Source organism: Acinetobacter sp. Ac_5812 (genome assembly GCF_013072695.1).
In the GTDB taxonomy this organism is placed as follows: Bacteria; Pseudomonadota; Gammaproteobacteria; order Pseudomonadales; family Moraxellaceae; genus Acinetobacter.
The window spans coordinates 57456-76511 of the sequence record NZ_LXUK01000005.1 but is presented as its reverse complement, the minus strand read 5'-3'; the positions used below and the strand labels follow the sequence as shown (position 1 = coordinate 76511).

Sequence of the window (19056 nt, the reverse complement as noted above, 5' to 3'; positions counted from 1 at the left end):
CTTTGATTTTTCAATGCTAATTTAGTGATTGTTTACAGAATTAAAATCAATTAAGTGTATCCAGATAGGCTCTAACAAAGCTATTAAAACAGCTAATCGTGCAACATCACTCCAGCGTGGCATATTAAAAACAGCTAAACTTTCTCCCCCAAGGCGATTCTTAATCGATTTAAGCCCCCCATCAAGGCAATACTACTGCTTAACTCAACAATTTCCCTGTCATTAAAATGCATAGGCAACTGGCTTTTAATCGACTCAAGCTGATCAGATAAATGGGTCATTGCTTCTGCCCACGCCAAGACCAAACTTTGTTTCTCTGAAAAAGCATTTGAATGCTTATAACCTGGAATTTTATCAATTAGCGCAGCTGCAACACCCATGTCTCTCAACTCTTGTGCATGATAGGCGCAGCAATAGGCGCAGCCATTGATTTGGGAAACATATAACTCCGCTAAAGCAATCAAACTGGGATCTATCCCTGAGGTTCTGATCGAAGCATGTGCGGCGTACAAATGCTGAATGGTTTTTTTTGCAATGTCTTTATAGTCCATCATCACATCACTCATATCGAAGGAAAAATCATTATTCAGGATGTGGTATAAATTGTAAATTAGGTATTATTTTGTTATATAGGTAACTTTTTTATACCTATATTTAACATGAAAGATAATATTTCAGGATGCTCAGTTGAAGAAGCGATGACAGTATTAGGTGGACGTTGGCGCATGCTTATAATTTCGTTTTTGTTAGAGAAACCAATGCGTTTCAATGAACTACGCCGAGTAATTCCGAATATATCGCAAAGAATGCTGACCTTAGAGCTACGATTTTTAGAAGAAGAAGGCTTTGTTTTAAGAGAAGTATATGCACAGGTTCCTGTCAAAGTTGAATATTCCATCACGGCTGAAGGTCAAAACCTAAAGAAATTGGTCGATGTATTACAAGAAGTGGGGATATGGTTAAAATCGCGAACCCCCTAAAAAAATGCTTGAGATCGGGTTACTCTCATTAAAAAAGAGATTCAGTACAATTTACCTCCTCAATAAAAAAGCCATTCGCAGAAACAGCATCTCATGCTGCCCGCGAATGACTTTTTTACAATTCGATTTTAACTTCGCTTAGAAGTTAAAATTCACCCCAACCGTGAAATTACGTCCAACTTGTGGAATGGTCGATAAGAATGATGCATGTTGGTACACCTGATCATCGAGCAAATTATTGGCATTCAGATAAACACGATAATCTGTAGCCTTACTATATTTACCTGTATATGCCACACCTAAATTCAGCATGTTATAGCTTTGCGTATCAGTTTCATAAGCGGCAATCTTGTCTTGTTGGAACACATGATAGTATTCAGCTGAACCGCTAAAGCCATCACCAAAGTCCGCATTTACTTTTGTTCCTAGACGGCCTGCTGGTACTCGCGGTGCATTTTCATTGTCGATTTTTCCACGCACATAGTCACCAAATACACCGACTTTATACATGTCTGATATCTGATAACCCGCCTCAGCTTCAGCACCATAAAAACGTGCCTGATCTTGGGTGTATTGCACCAAGCGGAAATCTTTATAGCGATCTAAAGTCTGGGCATAGATGTAGTCATCAAACCAGTTGTGATAGACATGCACATGGTAATCAAACTTGTTATTGTCATAATGGAAACCAAGTTCCACATTATTGGATTTTTCTTTCTTCAATTGATCATTACCTAGTTCATAGGTATTGGTCGCAAAATGTCCACCATTGGCATAGAGCTCTTGCGCTAAAGGTAAACGTTCTTGATGTGAAGCCACTAAAGAGAGTTTGTAATTTGGCGCAAACTCCCAATTTGCAGCGCCTGAAACAGAAAAGGCTGAACCGTCGAAATCTTTTTTGCTCGAATCTTCAATATCAATTTTTTGTTGGTCTACACGTGCTGCCACTTCAACATGGACATCATTGAACTGTGCATGCTCTAAAGCAAAAATGCTCCACTTCTTGGTGATGTTTGGTGCCAAGAACGCTTCTTCACCAGTGAGTTCTAATTTTTGTTGACCATACTGGGTTCCAATCACCCCTTCCCATGGCCCAATTGGATTATGTACCAATTCTAAACGACCATCATAACCTTTGTTTTTAAAGCGAGTCGCAATGGTGTCTTCTTCAATTTCATCATGTTTATAATCAGTATAGCTGGCCTGAGCACGTAACTTTTTAAAGCCCGTAAATGGATCATTCAGTTCAGTACGTACATCATAACGCTCAGATTTCAGATCAATCCAAGGCCCTGCCTCATGTGCATGATCATGGTCGTGATCGTCATGCCCATGATCGTGATCATCTCCGTCTTCGTGATCATGGTCACCACAGTGTAAATGAGGACGCCCAGAGAGATGAGCACTACAGCTCTCATATTCATGGCTATGTCCAGGCAAACCATATTTATCTTGACGATTGCTATATGAAATTCCGGTAAAGCCACGCTCATAAATCCAAGATAGGCCAACATTTACCGTTTCGCCTTTGGCAAAAGTATTGCCGACACGGCGTTCACGTTCACCCTCATGCACATAGTTCGGCGCGATATAGTCATTGGCTTCACGATTTAAGCCCTCAACACGCAATGCCACTTGATCACCGAGAGCAACGGTGACCCCAGCAGTTGCCAGTTTTTCATCACTACCCGTGTTGTAACGTAAACCCACATTACCTTCATAGCCATTTTCAGGCATTTTGGTCGGAATCTTGCTATCGGTCACATTCACCAAACCCCCCACGGTTCCAGCGCCAAATAACAAAGTCGATGGTCCACGAATCACTTCAACTTGTTGCGCAAGTGCAGGGTCTACAGTGACGGCATGATCCGGAGATAGCGTCGAGACATCTATGTTTTCAGAAGAGTTTTGCAAGATCTTTACGCGTGGCCCATCTTGCCCACGAATCACAGGCCGGCTTGAACCCGCACCAAATTGATTGGAATAGATCCCAGGTTCACTGCTCAATGCCTCTCCAATGGTGACAGCGCCCTGTTGCAAGCGTTTTTGATCTACGACAGTATCGGCAACAGCAAAATCTTTCGATGTTTGCTCTAGTGGATGTGCTTTAATTCGTATTGTCTCTAAGCTTGTCACTTGCTCATTTTCTGCTGCAAACGTAGGTACAGATACAACAGCTAAAATAGATAAGGTCAAAATATTCTGTGGAAATGACATATCGTGTCTCGAATCAGTCGATCGTTATTTTTGTTATATTATAACATTTCATTTATTTTGCAATAAAAAACAGTGCAACAAAGAACATTTGCTACACTGCTTCTCCATGATTCAATGAATGGTCGTTTTTCAACGATATGCCTTTTACACTTTCACATGCGGTCCTTGCCCCACCCTTATCTAAATTAAGTCAGGGTCATTTGCCTGTCGCAGCCTTAGCGATTGGCTGTATGACACCCGATCTTTATCGATTATTTACCCAAGAAAATATCACTTTGACCCACCAATGGTCAGGTATCTTATTTCCGAATCTACCGATTGGCTTATTCTTTTGCTTATTGTGGTATTTCATCTATCGTCCTGTGACCTATCGCTGTCTTGAAATCAAAGATCCTTTAAATATTCACTCACTGGATGATTTTATTTCTTTCAGCTTTCTCAGCTGCCTTGCGCTGATACTGGGGATCAGCACGCATTTGATCTGGGATGGACTGACCCATCTCGATTTTCGAAGCTTTGCTTTCAAAGAACTGCTGGCTCAGAACATCTCACTGCTGGGTTTTCGTTATCCATTACATTTTATCTTACAGATCGGGTCATCCATTATTGCTTTGCCGTTCCTAGTGAAAATGTGCTGGCATTATTATAAGCGTCATAAACATCAGCATCCTGTCTCAGCTAAACTCAAAGGATTTGCTCTACTCAGCGTCATCCTGTCCATCTTATATGGACTGTTTTCAGTTTTAGACTATAGCCGTCATATCAGTGCTGAGCTTTGGAACAGTGAGCGCTATTTTTTTGTTGGTAAATCGATCAATGAGTTTACACAAGCGGGATTAACTGTCTTTACCATGGCTTGTCTAGTGTTCTTGTTTTTAGATCGGACCAACCGTCTAAAATCATTTTAACAAAAAGCGTCTGTTTAAAATTCGCTTGAAAAGATTAAGACTTGAGACTATACGTTCAACAAGGCATAATCTCCCCTTCATTGGTGCTGCGCTGTTTACGCATTCACCTTCTACAGCCAATATAGTTTGGATATATAATTCAATATGATGCGCACTCATTACTGTGGCTCTTTAACAGAAGCCCAAATCGATCAAACTGTGACTTTATGCGGATGGGTTCACCGTCGCCGTGACCATGGCGGTGTGATTTTCCTTGATATACGTGACCGTGATGGTCTTGTACAAGTCGTGATCGATCCAGATACTCCTGAAGCATTCGCAACAGCAGATAAAGCACGTTCAGAATTTGTATTAAAAATTACAGGTCGTGTTCGTCGTCGCTATGAAGGTACTGAAAATGCCAACATGGTGAGTGGTCAAATTGAAGTTTTAGGTAAAGAGATTGAAGTTCTTGCAGCTTCTGATACTCCGCCATTCCCATTGAATGACGAAAACACCAATATTTCAGAAGAAATTCGTTTGAAATACCGTTTCTTGGACATCCGTCGTCCTGAAATGTTAGAGCGCTTACGTTTCCGCTCTAAAGTGACCAACTTGATCCGTAACTATTTCGAAGATCATGGTTTCTTAGACGTTGAAACACCAATTTTGACACGTGCTACACCAGAAGGCGCACGTGACTATTTAGTGCCAAGCCGTGTTTCAAATGGTAGCTTCTACGCTCTTCCACAATCACCACAATTGTTTAAACAGTTGCTGATGGTAGGTGGTATTGACCGTTATTACCAAATAGCGAAATGTTTCCGTGACGAAGATTTACGTGCGGATCGTCAGCCTGAATTTACCCAAATCGACGTTGAAACATCGTTCATGAGTGACGATGACATCATGGATTTAATGGAAGGCTTAACGGTTAAAATGTTCAATGAATTATTGAATGTAAAATTCGATAAATTTGAACGTATGACATATGCCGACGCGATGCGTGACTATGCATCTGACAAACCAGATATGCGTATTCCATTGAAGCTTGTTGACGTTGCAGACTTAATGCAAGACGTTGAGTTCAAAGTCTTCGCAGGCCCTGCAAAAGATCCTAAAGGTCGTATCGTTGCTTTACGCGTTCCTGGTGCGGGTTCATTGCCACGTAGTGCGATTGACGAATACACCAAATTCGTAGGCATCTACGGTGCAAAAGGCTTGGCTTACATCAAAGTCAACGAACTTGAAAAAGGCATCGAAGGTCTTCAATCTCCAATCGTTAAATTCATCGAGCCAATCGTGCTTGATCTTTTAAAACGTGTTGGCGCTGAAAATGGCGACATCGTGTTCTTTGGTGCGGATAAAGCTAAAGTTGTAAATGATGCGATGGGCGCACTCCGTGTGAAAATCGGTCATGACTTGAAGCTGACGACTTGCGAGTGGGCGCCACTTTGGGTGGTTGACTTCCCAATGTTTGAAGAAACTGATGATGGCAAGTGGACTTCTGTTCACCACCCATTCACACTACCAAAATCAAGTGTTGAAGAAGTAAAGAGCAATCCTGGTGAAGCCCTTTCTGTTGCCTACGATATGGTCCTGAACGGTACTGAAATCGGTGGTGGTTCACTTCGTATCTATACTTTAGAAATGCAAAAAGCAATTTTTGAAGCTTTAGGGATTGGTGAAGAAGAAGCAGAAGAGAAATTCAGCTTCTTATTGAATGCATTACGTTACGGTGCGCCTCCGCACGGTGGTTTGGCATTTGGTCTTGACCGCTTAATCATGTTAATGACAGGTGCTTCTTCGATTCGTGATGTAATTGCATTCCCGAAAACCAAGACAGCTGAATGTCCACTGACTCAAGCACCAGCGCCAGTTGAAGCAAATCAATTACGTGACTTAGGTATTCGTTTACGCGAAAAAGCAAAAGCTGAAGAAAAATAAACATTGCGTTTATGATTCAACAAAAACCCTGCTCTATGCAGGGTTTTTTTATATTCGAGTTTTACTTTGCGAACATGTCCGCTAGTGGCATAATAAGCTGCTTTTTTATTGAGAGATCCGTCTTATGGCAATGCGTCCTGATGTACGTCGACATGCAATTGTACTTATTGTATTTTCACTTGCTCAATGGTTTTTCATGCGTTACATCTTGGCAAATGAACTCTTCAATATGGACACCAATCAACGCATTTTATACTTCTGTGTAAGTAGCTTGGCGGGTGCTTTACTGATTTTTGTTGCATTAATCTATATGGTGCTTAAGGGCAACGTAGATAAACAAGACTAAGATCATGTCGTTTTACGCTACCCTACTTCGTATTCTCCCTTTAGCACTTTTGCGCAGTATCGCAAAAGTGGCGGCATACTTTATCAATCAAAATCCGAATAAAAGTATGCTGTGGAAAACCAGAGTCAACTTAGGGCTAGCCTATCCTCAACTTAGTCTAGAACGAAAAGAACAACTCGCGAGAGAAAGCGTCACCAAACAATGCCTCAGTTATATTGAATCGGGTAAATGCTGGGCGATGCCACCTGAATGGAGCATCCAACAGATTCATACGGTACATCGTTTGGAAGTATTAACAGATGCGCTCAGTGATCCAAGAGGCGCACTGATTATTACCCCGCATTTGGGCACATGGGAAATGATGAATGCATGGGTACACCAATATGGTATTCCAACCATCATGTACAAACCCATGAAAGATTCTGGCTTTAATGCTTTTGCCTTACATGCCCGTCAGCGTCTTAACGCCACTTTAGTCCCAACTGACGCATCTGGTGTAAAAGCCTTGTTTAAAAATCTAAAGCAAGGTGGCTTCAGTGTCATCTTGCCCGATCATGTCCCAGACCCATCGGGTGGTGTTGTGGTTCCTTTTTTTGGAATTCCATGTCTCACCAGCACACTTGCCAGTAAAATGGCACAAAAAACCCAATGTCGCCTAGTCGGATTAAGCTGTTTCCGTCGTGAAGATGGTGAAGGTTTTGATGTGTATTGTGATGACCTGAATGATCCGCAATTGTATGATCGAGATATCGAAGTTGCCACAACTGCACTCAATCAAGCCGTTGAACAGATGATTAACCGCTTTCCTGCTGAATATATGTGGGGTTATAAACGGTTTAGAGGTAGCAAAACCAACCACTACGCCTAAACCATGCACAGACGCGCTCTAATCACTTGTTTAAGGTACGTAGTACTGTGGTCCGCATATTTTCCTGAAAGTCTTCAACACTATGTCTATCTTTAATATATTGAATCGCTTGTTGGCCTAATTTCTGACACTTTTCATCATCAAGCATTAGACTTCTAATTGCATTGACAAAAAGGTCAACTTTATCAAAACCATCTCCAAGAACATCCCCAACATGAATACCAAACTTCTCAGTCAACGCTTCTGGATTACGATTACTTACAAGCAATGTACCGAAAGACAAGGCCTCTAGAAATGAGATCGGAAGTGCCTCATGAATGGAAGTATTCACCAATATTTTAGCATCTTTCAAATATTGCTCTTTTTCTGCCCCATCAACATGACCAGCAAAATGCAAATTCTCAATTGCATAATAATCCTTCATGATTTCAGAGTTTTTTTCATCTTCTCTAAAAGTTTGACCTAATACAAAAAACTCATACTCGGGCATTTTTTTAGCAATTTCACAAAATAACCAACCTCGTTTTACCGACTCAATTCGACCTAAAAAAATAATCATATTTTTTTTCTGGTGCGTATCAAAATGAAAACTTTCATCGATATCAATTGGATTTGGTAGATACTGGATATCAACATCATCATTCAATTGATATAAATCTTTCGCTTTTTGATTTAAAAAATATCCTTGAGATATAAACTTAACTCGGTCTTGTTTATACCATTCATGAACCAAGTCATATATTTTTTGATTATAATATGAGGTTTCTGGGAATAGCTTTACGGTATTAATTTCATCCCACTCATAGTGAGGTCTTGGGTCTTGAACCCATAGAATTAACTTCTTGTTCGGATTTGGTTCATGTTTTAAAACATAACCATATGTGAGTTCAATGCTTAAATAGAGATCGTAATCTTGTTTTTTTAACCATTGTTTTGCAAACCACTTGCTGCGAGGTAAACGGTAAACATTCACATCATCCACTGGATACGACTCAGCAAAAAACCTGCGCTTTCCTCGTCCAAGCAAAACATCTACCTGAAAATCCTCATTCGGAAGATATTTTGCAATATGCCGTCTAGCTAAAAAACCATATCCGCCATAAGCAGTACCAACTGCACCAAAAAACTCATCAATAATTAGGCCAATTTTGATTTTTTTCTTTTCGACACTCATCTTAAATTTTTACTCTGCATTTAAATTTCATTTCTAAACATTTTGGCCAAAATACTGTTTGGAGCAATTTTATCCAAATCTAAATTTCGCAGCATCTCATTATACAAATGTATACCAAGCGTTCTCGTACTCGTAATATCTTCAATACTTAAGCCTGAATCAGTCAATTGACCAATACATTGATAATGTACGGGATAGAACACATCTATAGGCTGGATAAATTCAACTAAGTTTTGTGTCTTTACAAAATGAGTAATCGCATCAGGGCCTATAACGCCCCATGGCATATCTGCGATATGCTGACCTATACCTAACATTTTTTTGAGTTTTAAGCGTTTTTGACGAGATTTTTTATACCATGGAGGTACAAAAAATGGGTTATAAGCAGCATCCAATAAAGCGGCTAACAAGTTACTATCCTGAGGCATTGCTAATACTGCACCATTGATCTTATGATCACTTTCAAAGCCCAATAAATATTGAGACTCAGGAATCTCAATAGGCTTTAAACAATAAACATCACAATCAACATATATTCCAGAAACTTTTTTTAATAACTCATATCTAAACACATCAGAAAAAAGTGCATAACTTCCTGTTTGATTATGCTTAAAAATCTTCTCTGCTGAAATAATTTGATTTGCATCTACACACTGTACGCCTTTAGGTACATCCGAAACTGTACCATAAGTATGCAAGAAAACCGTATGTCCTCGCATAACAAATGATTGAAGGCAAGAACTTGATATTTTACCTAGTGTATTACCAATCCATAGAGCATGAATCGTTGGAAGTTCCATTAGTACCTCATTAACCTAATCTATAAATTACTTAAAGATAATTTTCACTTTAAAAGGCAGTCGATATAACTGTAAAAAGACTCTTGTTAGTTCTCTTTTAATTTTATTTAAAGGACTCTGTTCTTTCTTTTTATAAGAATCTCTCCAAGATAAACTAGACTGGAATTTATTATCATCTGGGTATAAAAGATACTCTTGAATACATAATGTAGGATTGACCTGATAAACTGGATATTCACCATATTTCAAATACTTTTTAAACACAATTTGATCAACATGATCAACCACAGATAAACTCTGTATATAGCAAAGTAAGCTTTGAGCTGCTTTATTCGAAAGAATATATCCTGCTGTACCAAAATTAGGACTTAATAATCTTGAGATTACTCGACCATTTGCTAGAGAGGTCTTATCCGTTAATGATAAATAGTTAAATGCTGAATTCTTCTCTATCTTGATAATATCCCATTGAGCTTTTATCCACTCATGATCACTAAGAAAAGCTTTGGCCTGTTCCCCTAAATAAATATCATCTTCAAAGATCGCAATATAGTCGATGTTTTCATCAATTGCTTTTTTCCAAAGCAAAACATGACTAAATAAACACCCCAACTCACCTTGGCTTAAATGACAATTATGAATACGAACTGATAAGCGTGCTGCGAGTTCTTCAACCTGTTGAGGCTCTATGGCATCAAAAAAACTAAAAGCGATCCCTTGCTGCATAAATTGATTTTCGATATGTGTTCGACGATCAACTGCAGTTTTCAAGCTCACTACAAAATTTTTCACCACTTCATTTCCTTATTTAAATCCAACAGATTTTAGGAAAATAATATTTTTGATTTGCTGAAATACTCTAAAAAGCTCAAGCAATATTTTATCAACCCCACTTTTCTTATTATATTTCATCCGAACCTGACGCTCTTTATATAAGTGACTTGCAAACTTCACACTATCTTTGGTTGAATAAAGTGTCACATCTTGAATACACAATGCTGGTTTCATTTGATATACAGATAACGTTTTATCTTTTATCACGTTTTCAAACATCAAATGATCTAATGCAATCAGCTTATCTAATGACTGGATATAGCCCAATAACTGTTGAGCGCCATACAACGATAAAATATAACCTGCTGTACCTAAATTCTTACTTTTAAGATCAAACATAGCCCTGTCTGGGTCACAGGTAAACTCTTTAATCTTTTGTCCCAAGGCAACCCTTGGAGTGAATTCTTCAATTTTGATCAAATGCCAGTTCTGCTCTATCCATGATGCATCCTGAAGAAACTTACTAACATTTTCACCTAGATAAATATCATCTTCAAAAATAGCCATATGTGAAATATTTTCTGTGATCATTTTTTTCCACAGAAAAACATGGCTCATAAAGCATGCAACTTCACCCTTTGTTAAAGAATATTCATCGACATTTAAGTTCATTTCTCGAGCAAATAAAGTAGCGGGTTCTGGTGTTAAAGCATCGAAAAATTCGAAATCGATGCCTTTCTTAGCGAACTCACTATCAATATGCACTCTGCGCTCATGTGCGGTGGATAAACTAATAACAAATTTTTTCATAACATTAGAAACTTCAATATTGCAGATATTCTACTGCCTTCTACTTCCCCTTTCATCAATATTCTAATCCTCTATTGTTAAGAAATGTCCAACAACGAGCCTTCTAGGTACATGCCTTTTTCATAATAATGGCTCAGTGTTTTTCTTTCCTTCCCTGCAAGCTTAATCAATCTTGGCATTTCCACAGGTGGATAGTTGATGGCCATATCAATCAGCACTTTTTCTTTCACCCATTGGTGCTTTACCTGAAAATACAACGCATTTTGATCACAGTTAATTAAGCACATACTCGGCAAATGACGACGCATCACTTTCTGACAGGCCACATAAGCCACCAGATATTCCAAACGACCAATCTGTTGAAACAAATCTTGATAGTCTGGCTCGGTTTCCTTAAGCTGCTGCAGATAGACTTTAGGTGTGCTCTCAATCGCTTTCACCAGTTCATCAAACCATTCTTTAAAAAAGATATTTTTCTCTGCGCTGGCTAGTAACCAATTCTCTAAGACGGGAAAATCTTTGAGTGTTGTATTCTTGGCACGGTAATAGGCAAAGCTGTTGGTATGATTCTTCGCAATCAGTTTCTGAATCCAGTCTAAGCTTTCATAAACAAGGATGCTTGCATCCAACCAAACTCCTCCATACTGATAAATCAGTTCAAAACGGAGCAAATCGGCCTTTTGCTGCGGTGTTGCCTTTGGAAAACGACCAAAATCAATATCACAAAAGTTTTTCACTGTATCTGGCGTGAGAAAATGAACCTCATAATCTGGATTGGTCTTTTTAACTTGCTCAACACATTTTTCGACAAAGCCTGAAAGTGAACCTTCCCAATACATCCAAATTTTTTTAGGAATTACAGTATTCTGCACAATCGGATTAAGTACAATCAAATCTGCATCGTTGTCTATCGCTTCATTAACCCTTCTCTGTTTATTCGAGTACATCGTATAAAACTTTAACAGATAGAATATTTTTTTAAATATTTTCATATAGGGAACTCAGCTAAAACCAAATCACTTTCGTACTTCATTTCACGCCAGTGATTTGCATAGACCATTTACATTAAAAGAAGAGATGCTTAAAAGCATAAAAACGGTCACGCCACATTCGTTTCTGCTTCTTTAAACCATGAGACGAATCGCGTTTTTCCAAGTCTTTACGTTGAATACCTTGTGTTGCAACTGTACCCAAAATATCACTGTCCAATCCAGCAGGTTTAACAAAAGGCTGCCAAACACCGAGGCCTTTTCCATTCTTGCTGAGCCAGCCTTGGAAAAAGATATCGACAGGCACATGTATTTGTTTGCCAAGTTTTACAAACTCTTCCGCCCCTTTACGCGACCAAAGCAGCCCAACCCCTCGGATGGGGAAATAATAAGCATGCCAAAGGTTGTAATGATCCATCTGCACAATATCTTTGGCGAGCTTTTTCTTTTTCGCTGCCATATTGACCACATACCAATCTAATTCTTTATGTTGATCCAAATAATTCAGCAACGACTCAAGATTCTGCTTAAAGTTAGGTAGAACCTGAATGTCATCCTCTAGAACCACCAAATAATCAGCGTCGCTTTTAAGAAACTTTTCAGCACAACCATAATGGCTCAGATAACATCCCAACTCTGAATTAATCAGACTACGACCTAAAATTCGTTGAGCTTCGGCATCATCATATTGCTTGAACTCAGATAAGGCCTTACCACGCCCATCATAGGCCGAAAACCGGGTAAATGGCCATCCCTGTTGCTGTAATTGTGCGGTCGCACTGGCTAGACGCTGATCACTGCCATCAAGGTTAATTAGATAAGTTTCAACTTTCATCATTTATCCTTTGGCCGTTTCAGCCAATAAAACGTTGGGTATATAGCCTGCCAATTTTTGATTTAAAGCTGCATAAATTTCTGCCGCCGCCACATCACTCAATTGATCCAGACTTTGCATACACCCATATTTAATCTGTTCATTACCCAAGCTTTGCAAGAAGCTGCTTAAACTGCTTTCATTTTTTAAATAGGCAATCTCAAGATCAGGCTTTAGCAAGGCCTCACCCTTTTGAATCTTCAAATGATTCATCAATGAAATCGGATTGATTTGTTCGACACTGCGGAACTTATGCTGAATCTGTTTTTCTAAAAACTTAGGATGAGCAAGTAAATAGTCTTGTAATATTTTACGGCTAACCACATGCGGATAATGATGAATTTCAAAAAACTTTTTAAATCCAAGCATATCTGCACCTAACATTTGCGCAATCATATGTTTAGGTTGTATCGGCTTATTAAAATATTGATTTAAAAGCTGACGATACCAAAGCTTGGCCTTGAGCACAAAACTGCTTTGCCAATGCCCGTAAATCACCATTTTCTCATCGAGAAGAATATCTTCTAATTGCGCTGGCGCGTTAAAAAAGAAATCATCATTCAAATAGAAAAAGTAATCGGATACGCCCTGAATATTCCAGAGCATGGTTTCAATCGAACGTGTATTGAAAGTCGGTAAGTATTGCTCATAACCCGCAAAAATTTCACGGTGGTCGACAATCCGAATTTTACCTGCCTCACAAATCCCATCCTGAACAAAGTCATCAATCCATTGCGGTTGCTGACCATCTGTCACAATATAGATATGTCGACAAAATGGGACATATTTTAAAATAGATGCAACGTTATAGTAAATTTCATGGTTGCTAGCAAAACGGGTATCACTGACAGCATCAGAAGCTTGTGTTTTGCCCTGATACTGCATGCGCTTGTGTTTTAACTTCGGATCATTGCCATCCACCCAAGCAATCACCACATCAACCGGTTGCATCATTTCACTCATCAATTCACTCTTAAACGATCCGAAAGCACGAAAATACGGCCAAACATGTTTAATCTAGGAGCATATGATAACACCACTGATCTGTTCACAGTCAGTCTCTTTTCGTAATAGCGGGCCTATTGATTGTTCAATCATTCCATATAAATCAATCTATTATAATTGTTTAAATTTTAATATCGATGAGCTAATCAGCAGATATATAATTCCACCTTGTTTAGTGACTTAATTAACCTCAGCTTAACCCCTGACAATCCCTAACAAAATCAAACCTTTTGGAATCATTTTACACCTAAAAACACCATATTTTTATTAGACGAATTTAGGTATTTTTATTATAATTACAGGTTACTTTGACGGGATTTAATCTTTTGACTGATGATTTATAACTACTTTGAGTATCAAGCAAAAATAATTAGAACTAAATTTGTTTCAGATAAAGCGTATCTCACTAAACGGTTTATCTGCAAATTAGGTTATACCCCTGATTTTTGCTCGCCAAAAAGCTTCAATGAAAAAGTCACTGCCCGAATGATTTTCGAGCGAAGCCCCCTGTTCACAAAATTAGCAGATAAATGTGCAGTCAGACAGCTGGTTTCGGCAAAGGTTGGTGATGCCTATTTTGTTCCATTGATTGGCATTTACAAATGTATTGATGAGATTGATTTTAACCAGTTACCCAATCAATTTGTTTTAAAATGTACCCATGACAGTGGCAGCGCCATGGTCTGTCGCGATAAAAGCAAGTTTAATGTCGAAGCAGCAACAGCTAAAATCAAAAATCATCTCAAAATGAATATGTATTTTAGAAAGCGTGAATGGCACTACAAAGATATTTGCCCTAAAGTACTGGTTGAAGAATATGTAGAACTCTATGTCGACCCTGCCAGTCAATCCGCCATTACCACGTGTCGTGTACATTGTTTTGAAGGCCGACCAGAATATCTGGAAATTGATGTCCAAGATGCTCAAGGCAATGACTATTCAAATATGTATGATACACAATGGGCGTTACAGCCATTTCGGGTCGACCTTAAAGAGAACTCACCTTCAGCTCTAGCTGCCCCGAAACAATTGCAAGAGATCATTCAACTTTCAGAAAAACTTTGTTTTTCCTATGGTTACAGCCGGGTAGACTTCTTACTCTCTCAAGATCATGTGTATTTTAGTGAAATCACGCTCACTCCAAATGCAGGACGAATGGTGATTACCCCTGTAGAATGGGATTTAAAATTAGGTGCATTGTGGCTATCCTATTAGCCGTCCATCATGTATTTAGAATCTGTTAGGTACTTATGAAAATAGCCATTGCTGGAACAGGATATGTCGGGTTGTCAAATGCAATGCTATTTGCACAACACCATGAAACCATCGCCCTGGATATCCTACAAACTAAAGTAGATTTACTAAACAACCAAGTATCACCGATTCAAGATCATGATATTTCACTTTTTTTAAAAGAAAAAAAGCTCAATTTCACAGCGACGACAGACAAGCAACTGGCTTTTCAAAATGCTGATTTTATTATTATTGCCACGCCAACTGACTACGACCCTCAAACCAACTACTTTAATACGCAAAGTGTAGAAAGCGTCATTCAGGACGTTCTCGCAATTAACCCCAATGCGACCATGATCGTCAAATCTACCGTTCCTGTAGGTTTCACCGAACAAGTCAAAAATAAATACCAGACTGAAAACATTATTTTCTCGCCTGAATTTTTACGTGAAGGTAAAGCGCTGCACGACAACCTCTACCCATCTCGTATCATCGTTGGGGAACAATCTGAACGTGCGCAGCAATTTGCCGATTTACTGGTAGAGGGCGCGATCAAACAGGATATTCCTGTACTTTTAACTCATTCAACTGAAGCCGAAGCGATCAAGCTGTTTGCCAATACCTATTTGGCAATGCGTGTAGCATTTTTTAATGAGCTAGATACTTATGCACAAAGCTTTGGCCTAGACACCAAACAAGTGATTGACGGGGTCTGTCTTGACCCACGTATCGGTAGTCATTATAACAATCCATCTTTTGGTTACGGCGGCTATTGCCTGCCCAAAGACACCAAACAATTACTAGCAAACTACAACAATGTGCCCAGCAATCTGATTAAAGCGATTGTCGACGCCAACAGAACCCGTAAAGATTTTATTGCGGATTCGATTTTGGCAAGAAATCCAAGCACGGTGGGCATCTATCGTCTGGTGATGAAAAGCGGCTCAGATAATTTCCGCGCCTCAGCCATTCAAGGCGTGATGAAGCGGTTAAAAGCCAAAGGTCTGGAAATCATTATCTACGAACCGACCTTTCATGAAGACAGCTTTTTTAACTCTAAAGTCACTCAAGATCTAAATGAGTTCAAACAATCGTGTGATGTGATTATTGCCAATCGCCTCTCCAATGAATTGCTAGATGTACAAGATAAAGTTTATACCCGAGATATTTTTGGAGGCGATGAATGAAAGTTCTAGTCACAGGTGCTGCTGGATTCATCGGCTTTAGTGTTGCAAAAAAACTGCTGGAACGCGGTGATGATGTGGTCGGTTTTGATAATTTTAACGATTATTATGATCCATCCCTGAAAGAGGCCCGTGCTCAGCAATTACAACTACTGGCTGAGCGCAACGATACAGGCAGTTTCACTCTGATTCGTGACAATCTCGCCAATAAAGCAGTGGTGGATCAATGCTTCCAAGATCATAGTTTTGATCGTGTGATCCATTTGGCTGCACAGGCCGGTGTCCGCTATTCACTTGAAAATCCACATAGCTATGTGGAGAGCAACCTGATTGCATTTACCAATATTTTGGAAGCCTGCCGTTACGCAGCAACACCCCACCTAACCTATGCCAGCACTAGTAGTGTCTATGGTGCCAACACCACCATGCCTTTTAGCGAACAGCACGGCGTCGATCATCCACTACAATTCTATGCTGCAACCAAACGCGCCAATGAGTTAATGGCGCATAGCTACAGTCATTTATTTAAATTGCCAACCACAGGACTGCGTTTCTTTACTGTCTATGGACCGTGGACACGCCCAGATATGGCCTTGTTTAAGTTCACCAAGAACATTTTTGAAGGCAAACCAATTCCTGTGTTTAATCATGGCAACCACACCCGTGACTTTACCTATATCGACGATATTGTTGAAGGGATTATCCGTACCAGCGACAAGATTGCGACTCCTGATGAGACTTGGGACAGCAACCATCCAAATCCATCCACCAGCAATGCTCCGTTTAGAATTTTCAATATTGGTAACAACCGTACGGTGAAACTGATTGAATATATTCAGGCGATTGAAAAAGCGGCAGGTAAAGAAGCAATTTTAGATCTGCTTCCTCTTCAGCCTGGCGATGTACCAGATACCTTTGCCGATAGTTCTGCGCTAGAAAACTATGTGGATTATAAACCCGCAACTTCAGTGGTCGATGGCGTGAAAAACTTTGTTGATTGGTATCGCCAATACCACAATATTTAACACCCCTTAAAGCAAAAAATCAGGCATTGCGCCTGATTTTTTTATTCGATTCATCTCTTCATGTTCAGGATGAATAGGGCTTAGATTATTGCCAAGACTCTTTAATCCAATCCGATGGCAACACATAGCGATACCACTTACCACCACCACCACTGATCGCATCAGGTGGGTTAATCTCACCATGGAAAATAATGATTTTTGCGCCTTTTGGTTTGATAGGCGGCTGAAAATAAGCAAATGGCACTCGTCTTAAACAGTGATATTTATAGCTTTTGCACCAGTCTTTATTCCAATAACTCAGTTTGCCTTCTTTATGCACAAACCAAGACAGGTACTCTTGTTCATTACGGAACTTTTGACTGATCTCATTAAAGTTTGCACGGAAATACGGTAGAATATCTGGAAAAGCGCCCAGTTTAAAACGATAAACCGAACTATTGCCTGTAATACGCCAAGGGCGTTTCCAGTCGTGAATCACCAAGAACTCACCTTCCGCTTGGAAGAAGCAGTCAATATTATCAATGATCACCACATCCAGATCGAGGAATAAAGCATTGCCTTTTAAGCCATACAAATCAGGTTCAAAGGTCGACAGTTTATTCCAACCACGCTCAGGGCTACCTGCTGGCAAATCTAGAGATGGAATCGGAAAACATTGAATATTCGGGTCAATACCTTCGGTACGATCGGTCAAGCACACCATTTTAAAAGGCAGAGTCAAATGACGTTTGACCATGTTATACAAACGGTTGACGTACTCAGCACCATACTTGGTTCCCCACTTCATGCACAAGATCACATTGTCTTCATGAGTTGCCGAATTTTGTTGAATATCTACCATCTGATAACCTTAAATGCTTGAGATACGAGGCTACACTTTGTCCAAAAAAACAAAAGTGTTCAATCATATGCACTGAATATACGCTCATCTTAGCATAGAGCGGATTGTTTTTTTTAGTATTAATTCGTCAATAAAAAAGCGAAGCCTAAGCTTCGCCTTTGTGCACGATTACAGCTTATTTAATATAAGTTAACCAGTGTGCATATTTGTCATTGCGGCCTTGTACTGCATCAAAGAAAGTCTTTTGAATCACAGTGGTAATCGGGCCACGCGAACCACAACCAATTTCACGGTCATCATATTCACGAATCGGTGTTACTTCCGCAGCAGTACCGGTAAAGAATGCTTCATCTGCAATATAGAATTCATCACGAGTAATACGACGTTCAACTACTTCATAGCCAAGGTCTTTAGCAATAGTAATCACGGTTTGACGGGTAATCCCTTCCAATGCACCACCCGCTAAATCTGGGGTGTGCAAGACACCATCTTTGATCAGGAATACATTCTCGCCCGCACCTTGGCAAACAAAGCCTTGTGGATCAAGCAACATCGCTTCGTCATAACCTGAACGTGCCACTTCCTGATGCGCCAAGATCGACACGGTATAGTTACCGCATGCCTTTGCTTTACACATAGTCACGTTTGGATGGTGATGTGTGAATGAAGAAGTCTTCACACGAATACCACGCGCCATTGCTTCTTCACCTAGGTATGCACCCCAACCCCATGCGGCAACTGCGGCATGAATGGTGTTGTCTGTTGCTGCAATACCGAGTTTTTCAGAGCCAATCCAAATCAATGGGCGTAAATAGCAAGATGCTAATTTATTTTCACGAACCACATCAATTTGTGCTTGTTCTAGTGTCGCTTGATCAAATGGAACATTCATTTGATAAATTTTTGCTGAATTTAATAAGCGTTTAGTATGATCTTGCAAACGGAAGATTGCTGTACCATTCGGTGTTTCGTAAGCTCTGACGCCTTCAAAGACACCCATGCTGTAGTGTAGTGTGTGAGTTAAGACGTGAATTTTTGCATCACGCCAATCAACTAATTTTCCATCTTGCCAAATAAAACCATCACGATCAGCCAAACTCAT

At 39.6% G+C, this 19056-nt stretch carries 19 protein-coding genes; 8 read left to right on the top strand and 11 right to left on the bottom strand.

The genetic code is table 11. From position 1 onward, the window contains the following. Positions 1-134: 134 nt before the first annotated feature. Complete coding sequence (locus A7P55_RS03795; protein WP_171551337.1) at positions 135-551, bottom strand: carboxymuconolactone decarboxylase family protein; 417 nt, start codon at positions 549-551, stop codon at positions 135-137. Between the two features lie 108 nt (positions 552-659). Between A7P55_RS03795 and A7P55_RS03790 the strand changes: the two genes are divergently transcribed. Then, entirely contained in the window at positions 660-980 is a 321-nt protein-coding gene (locus tag A7P55_RS03790; RefSeq protein WP_171551147.1) for a helix-turn-helix domain-containing protein, read from the top strand. 138 nt (positions 981-1118) lie between these two features. Here A7P55_RS03790 and znuD read toward each other — a convergent pair whose 3' ends face one another. Further along, on the bottom strand, positions 1119-3197 hold the full coding sequence (znuD, locus tag A7P55_RS03785) for a zinc piracy TonB-dependent receptor ZnuD (RefSeq protein WP_171551146.1): 2079 nt from the start codon (positions 3195-3197) through the stop codon (positions 1119-1121). A 137-nt stretch (positions 3198-3334) separates the two neighbouring features. Between znuD and A7P55_RS03780 the strand changes: the two genes are divergently transcribed. The 4 genes from A7P55_RS03780 (at position 3335) to A7P55_RS03765 (ending at position 7245) form a co-directional block, all read left to right on the top strand. Then, positions 3335-4105 (top strand): DUF4184 family protein, encoded by a 771-nt coding sequence (locus A7P55_RS03780; RefSeq protein WP_171551145.1) that lies wholly within the window; start codon positions 3335-3337, stop codon positions 4103-4105. Positions 4106-4249: 144 nt separating this feature from the next. Then, complete coding sequence (gene aspS, locus A7P55_RS03775; RefSeq protein WP_171551144.1) at positions 4250-6031, top strand: aspartate--tRNA ligase; 1782 nt, start codon at positions 4250-4252, stop codon at positions 6029-6031. Between the two features lie 124 nt (positions 6032-6155). Continuing rightward, on the top strand, positions 6156-6377 hold the full coding sequence (locus tag A7P55_RS03770) for a hypothetical protein (protein ID WP_004802750.1): 222 nt from the start codon (positions 6156-6158) through the stop codon (positions 6375-6377). Positions 6378-6381: 4 nt separating this feature from the next. Further along, positions 6382-7245 (top strand): lysophospholipid acyltransferase family protein, encoded by an 864-nt coding sequence (locus tag A7P55_RS03765; protein ID WP_171551143.1) that lies wholly within the window; start codon positions 6382-6384, stop codon positions 7243-7245. A gap of 22 nt (positions 7246-7267) precedes the next feature. Here A7P55_RS03765 and A7P55_RS03760 read toward each other — a convergent pair whose 3' ends face one another. From A7P55_RS03760 to A7P55_RS03730, 7 genes are all read right to left on the bottom strand, one after another. Then, on the bottom strand, positions 7268-8419 hold the full coding sequence (locus tag A7P55_RS03760; RefSeq protein ID WP_016540675.1) for a glycosyltransferase family 4 protein: 1152 nt from the start codon (positions 8417-8419) through the stop codon (positions 7268-7270). 20 nt (positions 8420-8439) lie between these two features. Next, positions 8440-9219 (bottom strand): glycosyltransferase, encoded by a 780-nt coding sequence (locus A7P55_RS03755; protein ID WP_171551142.1) that lies wholly within the window; start codon positions 9217-9219, stop codon positions 8440-8442. A gap of 27 nt (positions 9220-9246) precedes the next feature. Further along, positions 9247-10014: a glycosyltransferase family 25 protein gene (locus A7P55_RS03750; RefSeq protein ID WP_171551141.1), complete on the bottom strand. Its 768-nt coding sequence runs from the start codon at positions 10012-10014 to the stop codon at positions 9247-9249. Positions 10015-10023: 9 nt separating this feature from the next. Continuing rightward, the gene (locus A7P55_RS03745; protein ID WP_171551140.1) at positions 10024-10803 is read right to left on the bottom strand and encodes a glycosyltransferase family 25 protein; all 780 of its coding nucleotides are present in this window, start codon (positions 10801-10803) and stop codon (positions 10024-10026) included. Positions 10804-10880: 77 nt separating this feature from the next. Continuing rightward, a complete protein-coding gene (locus A7P55_RS03740) occupies positions 10881-11795 on the bottom strand; it encodes a capsular polysaccharide synthesis protein (RefSeq protein ID WP_171551139.1) in 915 nt (304 codons plus the stop codon). A gap of 73 nt (positions 11796-11868) precedes the next feature. Then, positions 11869-12627 (bottom strand): glycosyltransferase family 25 protein, encoded by a 759-nt coding sequence (locus tag A7P55_RS03735; protein WP_171551138.1) that lies wholly within the window; start codon positions 12625-12627, stop codon positions 11869-11871. A gap of 3 nt (positions 12628-12630) precedes the next feature. Next, a complete protein-coding gene (locus A7P55_RS03730; RefSeq protein ID WP_171551137.1) occupies positions 12631-13629 on the bottom strand; it encodes a Stealth CR1 domain-containing protein in 999 nt (332 codons plus the stop codon). Between the two features lie 375 nt (positions 13630-14004). Between A7P55_RS03730 and A7P55_RS03725 the strand changes: the two genes are divergently transcribed. The 3 genes from A7P55_RS03725 to A7P55_RS03715 are packed head-to-tail and all read left to right on the top strand — an operon-like array spanning position 14005 to position 17113. Beyond that, the gene (locus A7P55_RS03725; RefSeq protein ID WP_171551136.1) at positions 14005-14886 is read left to right on the top strand and encodes an ATP-grasp fold amidoligase family protein; all 882 of its coding nucleotides are present in this window, start codon (positions 14005-14007) and stop codon (positions 14884-14886) included. Between the two features lie 35 nt (positions 14887-14921). Further along, complete coding sequence (locus A7P55_RS03720) at positions 14922-16091, top strand: nucleotide sugar dehydrogenase (protein WP_171551135.1); 1170 nt, start codon at positions 14922-14924, stop codon at positions 16089-16091. Further along, positions 16088-17113: an NAD-dependent epimerase gene (locus tag A7P55_RS03715; RefSeq protein ID WP_171551134.1), complete on the top strand. Its 1026-nt coding sequence runs from the start codon at positions 16088-16090 to the stop codon at positions 17111-17113. The genes A7P55_RS03720 and A7P55_RS03715 overlap by 4 nt, the downstream gene beginning before the upstream one ends. Before the next feature lie 85 nt (positions 17114-17198). On the opposite strand, the gene A7P55_RS03710 is transcribed toward A7P55_RS03715, so the two are convergent. Together A7P55_RS03710 and A7P55_RS03705 are read right to left on the bottom strand one after the other, a co-directional pair. After that, entirely contained in the window at positions 17199-17954 is a 756-nt protein-coding gene (locus A7P55_RS03710; protein ID WP_016162601.1) for a hypothetical protein, read from the bottom strand. A 175-nt stretch (positions 17955-18129) separates the two neighbouring features. Further along, a complete protein-coding gene (locus A7P55_RS03705; RefSeq protein WP_004652473.1) occupies positions 18130-19056 on the bottom strand; it encodes a branched-chain amino acid transaminase in 927 nt (308 codons plus the stop codon).

Excerpts from the sequence above, each read along its gene's own strand:
- A7P55_RS03795 (WP_171551337.1), bottom strand. The coding sequence starts at position 551 with ATGGACTATAAAGACATTGCAAAAAAAACCATTCAGCATTTGTACGCC.
- A7P55_RS03790 (WP_171551147.1), top strand. The coding sequence starts at position 660 with ATGAAAGATAATATTTCAGGATGCTCAGTTGAAGAAGCGATGACAGTA.
- znuD (WP_171551146.1), bottom strand. The coding sequence starts at position 3,197 with ATGTCATTTCCACAGAATATTTTGACCTTATCTATTTTAGCTGTTGTA.
- A7P55_RS03780 (WP_171551145.1), top strand. The coding sequence starts at position 3,335 with ATGCCTTTTACACTTTCACATGCGGTCCTTGCCCCACCCTTATCTAAA.
- aspS (WP_171551144.1), top strand. The coding sequence starts at position 4,250 with ATGATGCGCACTCATTACTGTGGCTCTTTAACAGAAGCCCAAATCGAT.
- A7P55_RS03770 (WP_004802750.1), top strand. The coding sequence starts at position 6,156 with ATGGCAATGCGTCCTGATGTACGTCGACATGCAATTGTACTTATTGTA.
- A7P55_RS03765 (WP_171551143.1), top strand. The coding sequence starts at position 6,382 with ATGTCGTTTTACGCTACCCTACTTCGTATTCTCCCTTTAGCACTTTTG.
- A7P55_RS03760 (WP_016540675.1), bottom strand. The coding sequence starts at position 8,419 with ATGAGTGTCGAAAAGAAAAAAATCAAAATTGGCCTAATTATTGATGAG.
- A7P55_RS03755 (WP_171551142.1), bottom strand. The coding sequence starts at position 9,219 with ATGGAACTTCCAACGATTCATGCTCTATGGATTGGTAATACACTAGGT.
- A7P55_RS03745 (WP_171551140.1), bottom strand. The coding sequence starts at position 10,803 with ATGAAAAAATTTGTTATTAGTTTATCCACCGCACATGAGCGCAGAGTG.
- A7P55_RS03740 (WP_171551139.1), bottom strand. The coding sequence starts at position 11,795 with ATGAAAATATTTAAAAAAATATTCTATCTGTTAAAGTTTTATACGATG.
- A7P55_RS03735 (WP_171551138.1), bottom strand. The coding sequence starts at position 12,627 with ATGAAAGTTGAAACTTATCTAATTAACCTTGATGGCAGTGATCAGCGT.
- A7P55_RS03730 (WP_171551137.1), bottom strand. The coding sequence starts at position 13,629 with ATGAGTGAAATGATGCAACCGGTTGATGTGGTGATTGCTTGGGTGGAT.
- A7P55_RS03725 (WP_171551136.1), top strand. The coding sequence starts at position 14,005 with ATGATTTATAACTACTTTGAGTATCAAGCAAAAATAATTAGAACTAAA.
- A7P55_RS03720 (WP_171551135.1), top strand. The coding sequence starts at position 14,922 with ATGAAAATAGCCATTGCTGGAACAGGATATGTCGGGTTGTCAAATGCA.
- A7P55_RS03715 (WP_171551134.1), top strand. The coding sequence starts at position 16,088 with ATGAAAGTTCTAGTCACAGGTGCTGCTGGATTCATCGGCTTTAGTGTT.
- A7P55_RS03710 (WP_016162601.1), bottom strand. The coding sequence starts at position 17,954 with ATGGTAGATATTCAACAAAATTCGGCAACTCATGAAGACAATGTGATC.
- A7P55_RS03705 (WP_004652473.1), bottom strand. The coding sequence starts at position 19,056 with ATGAGTTTGGCTGATCGTGATGGTTTTATTTGGCAAGATGGAAAATTA.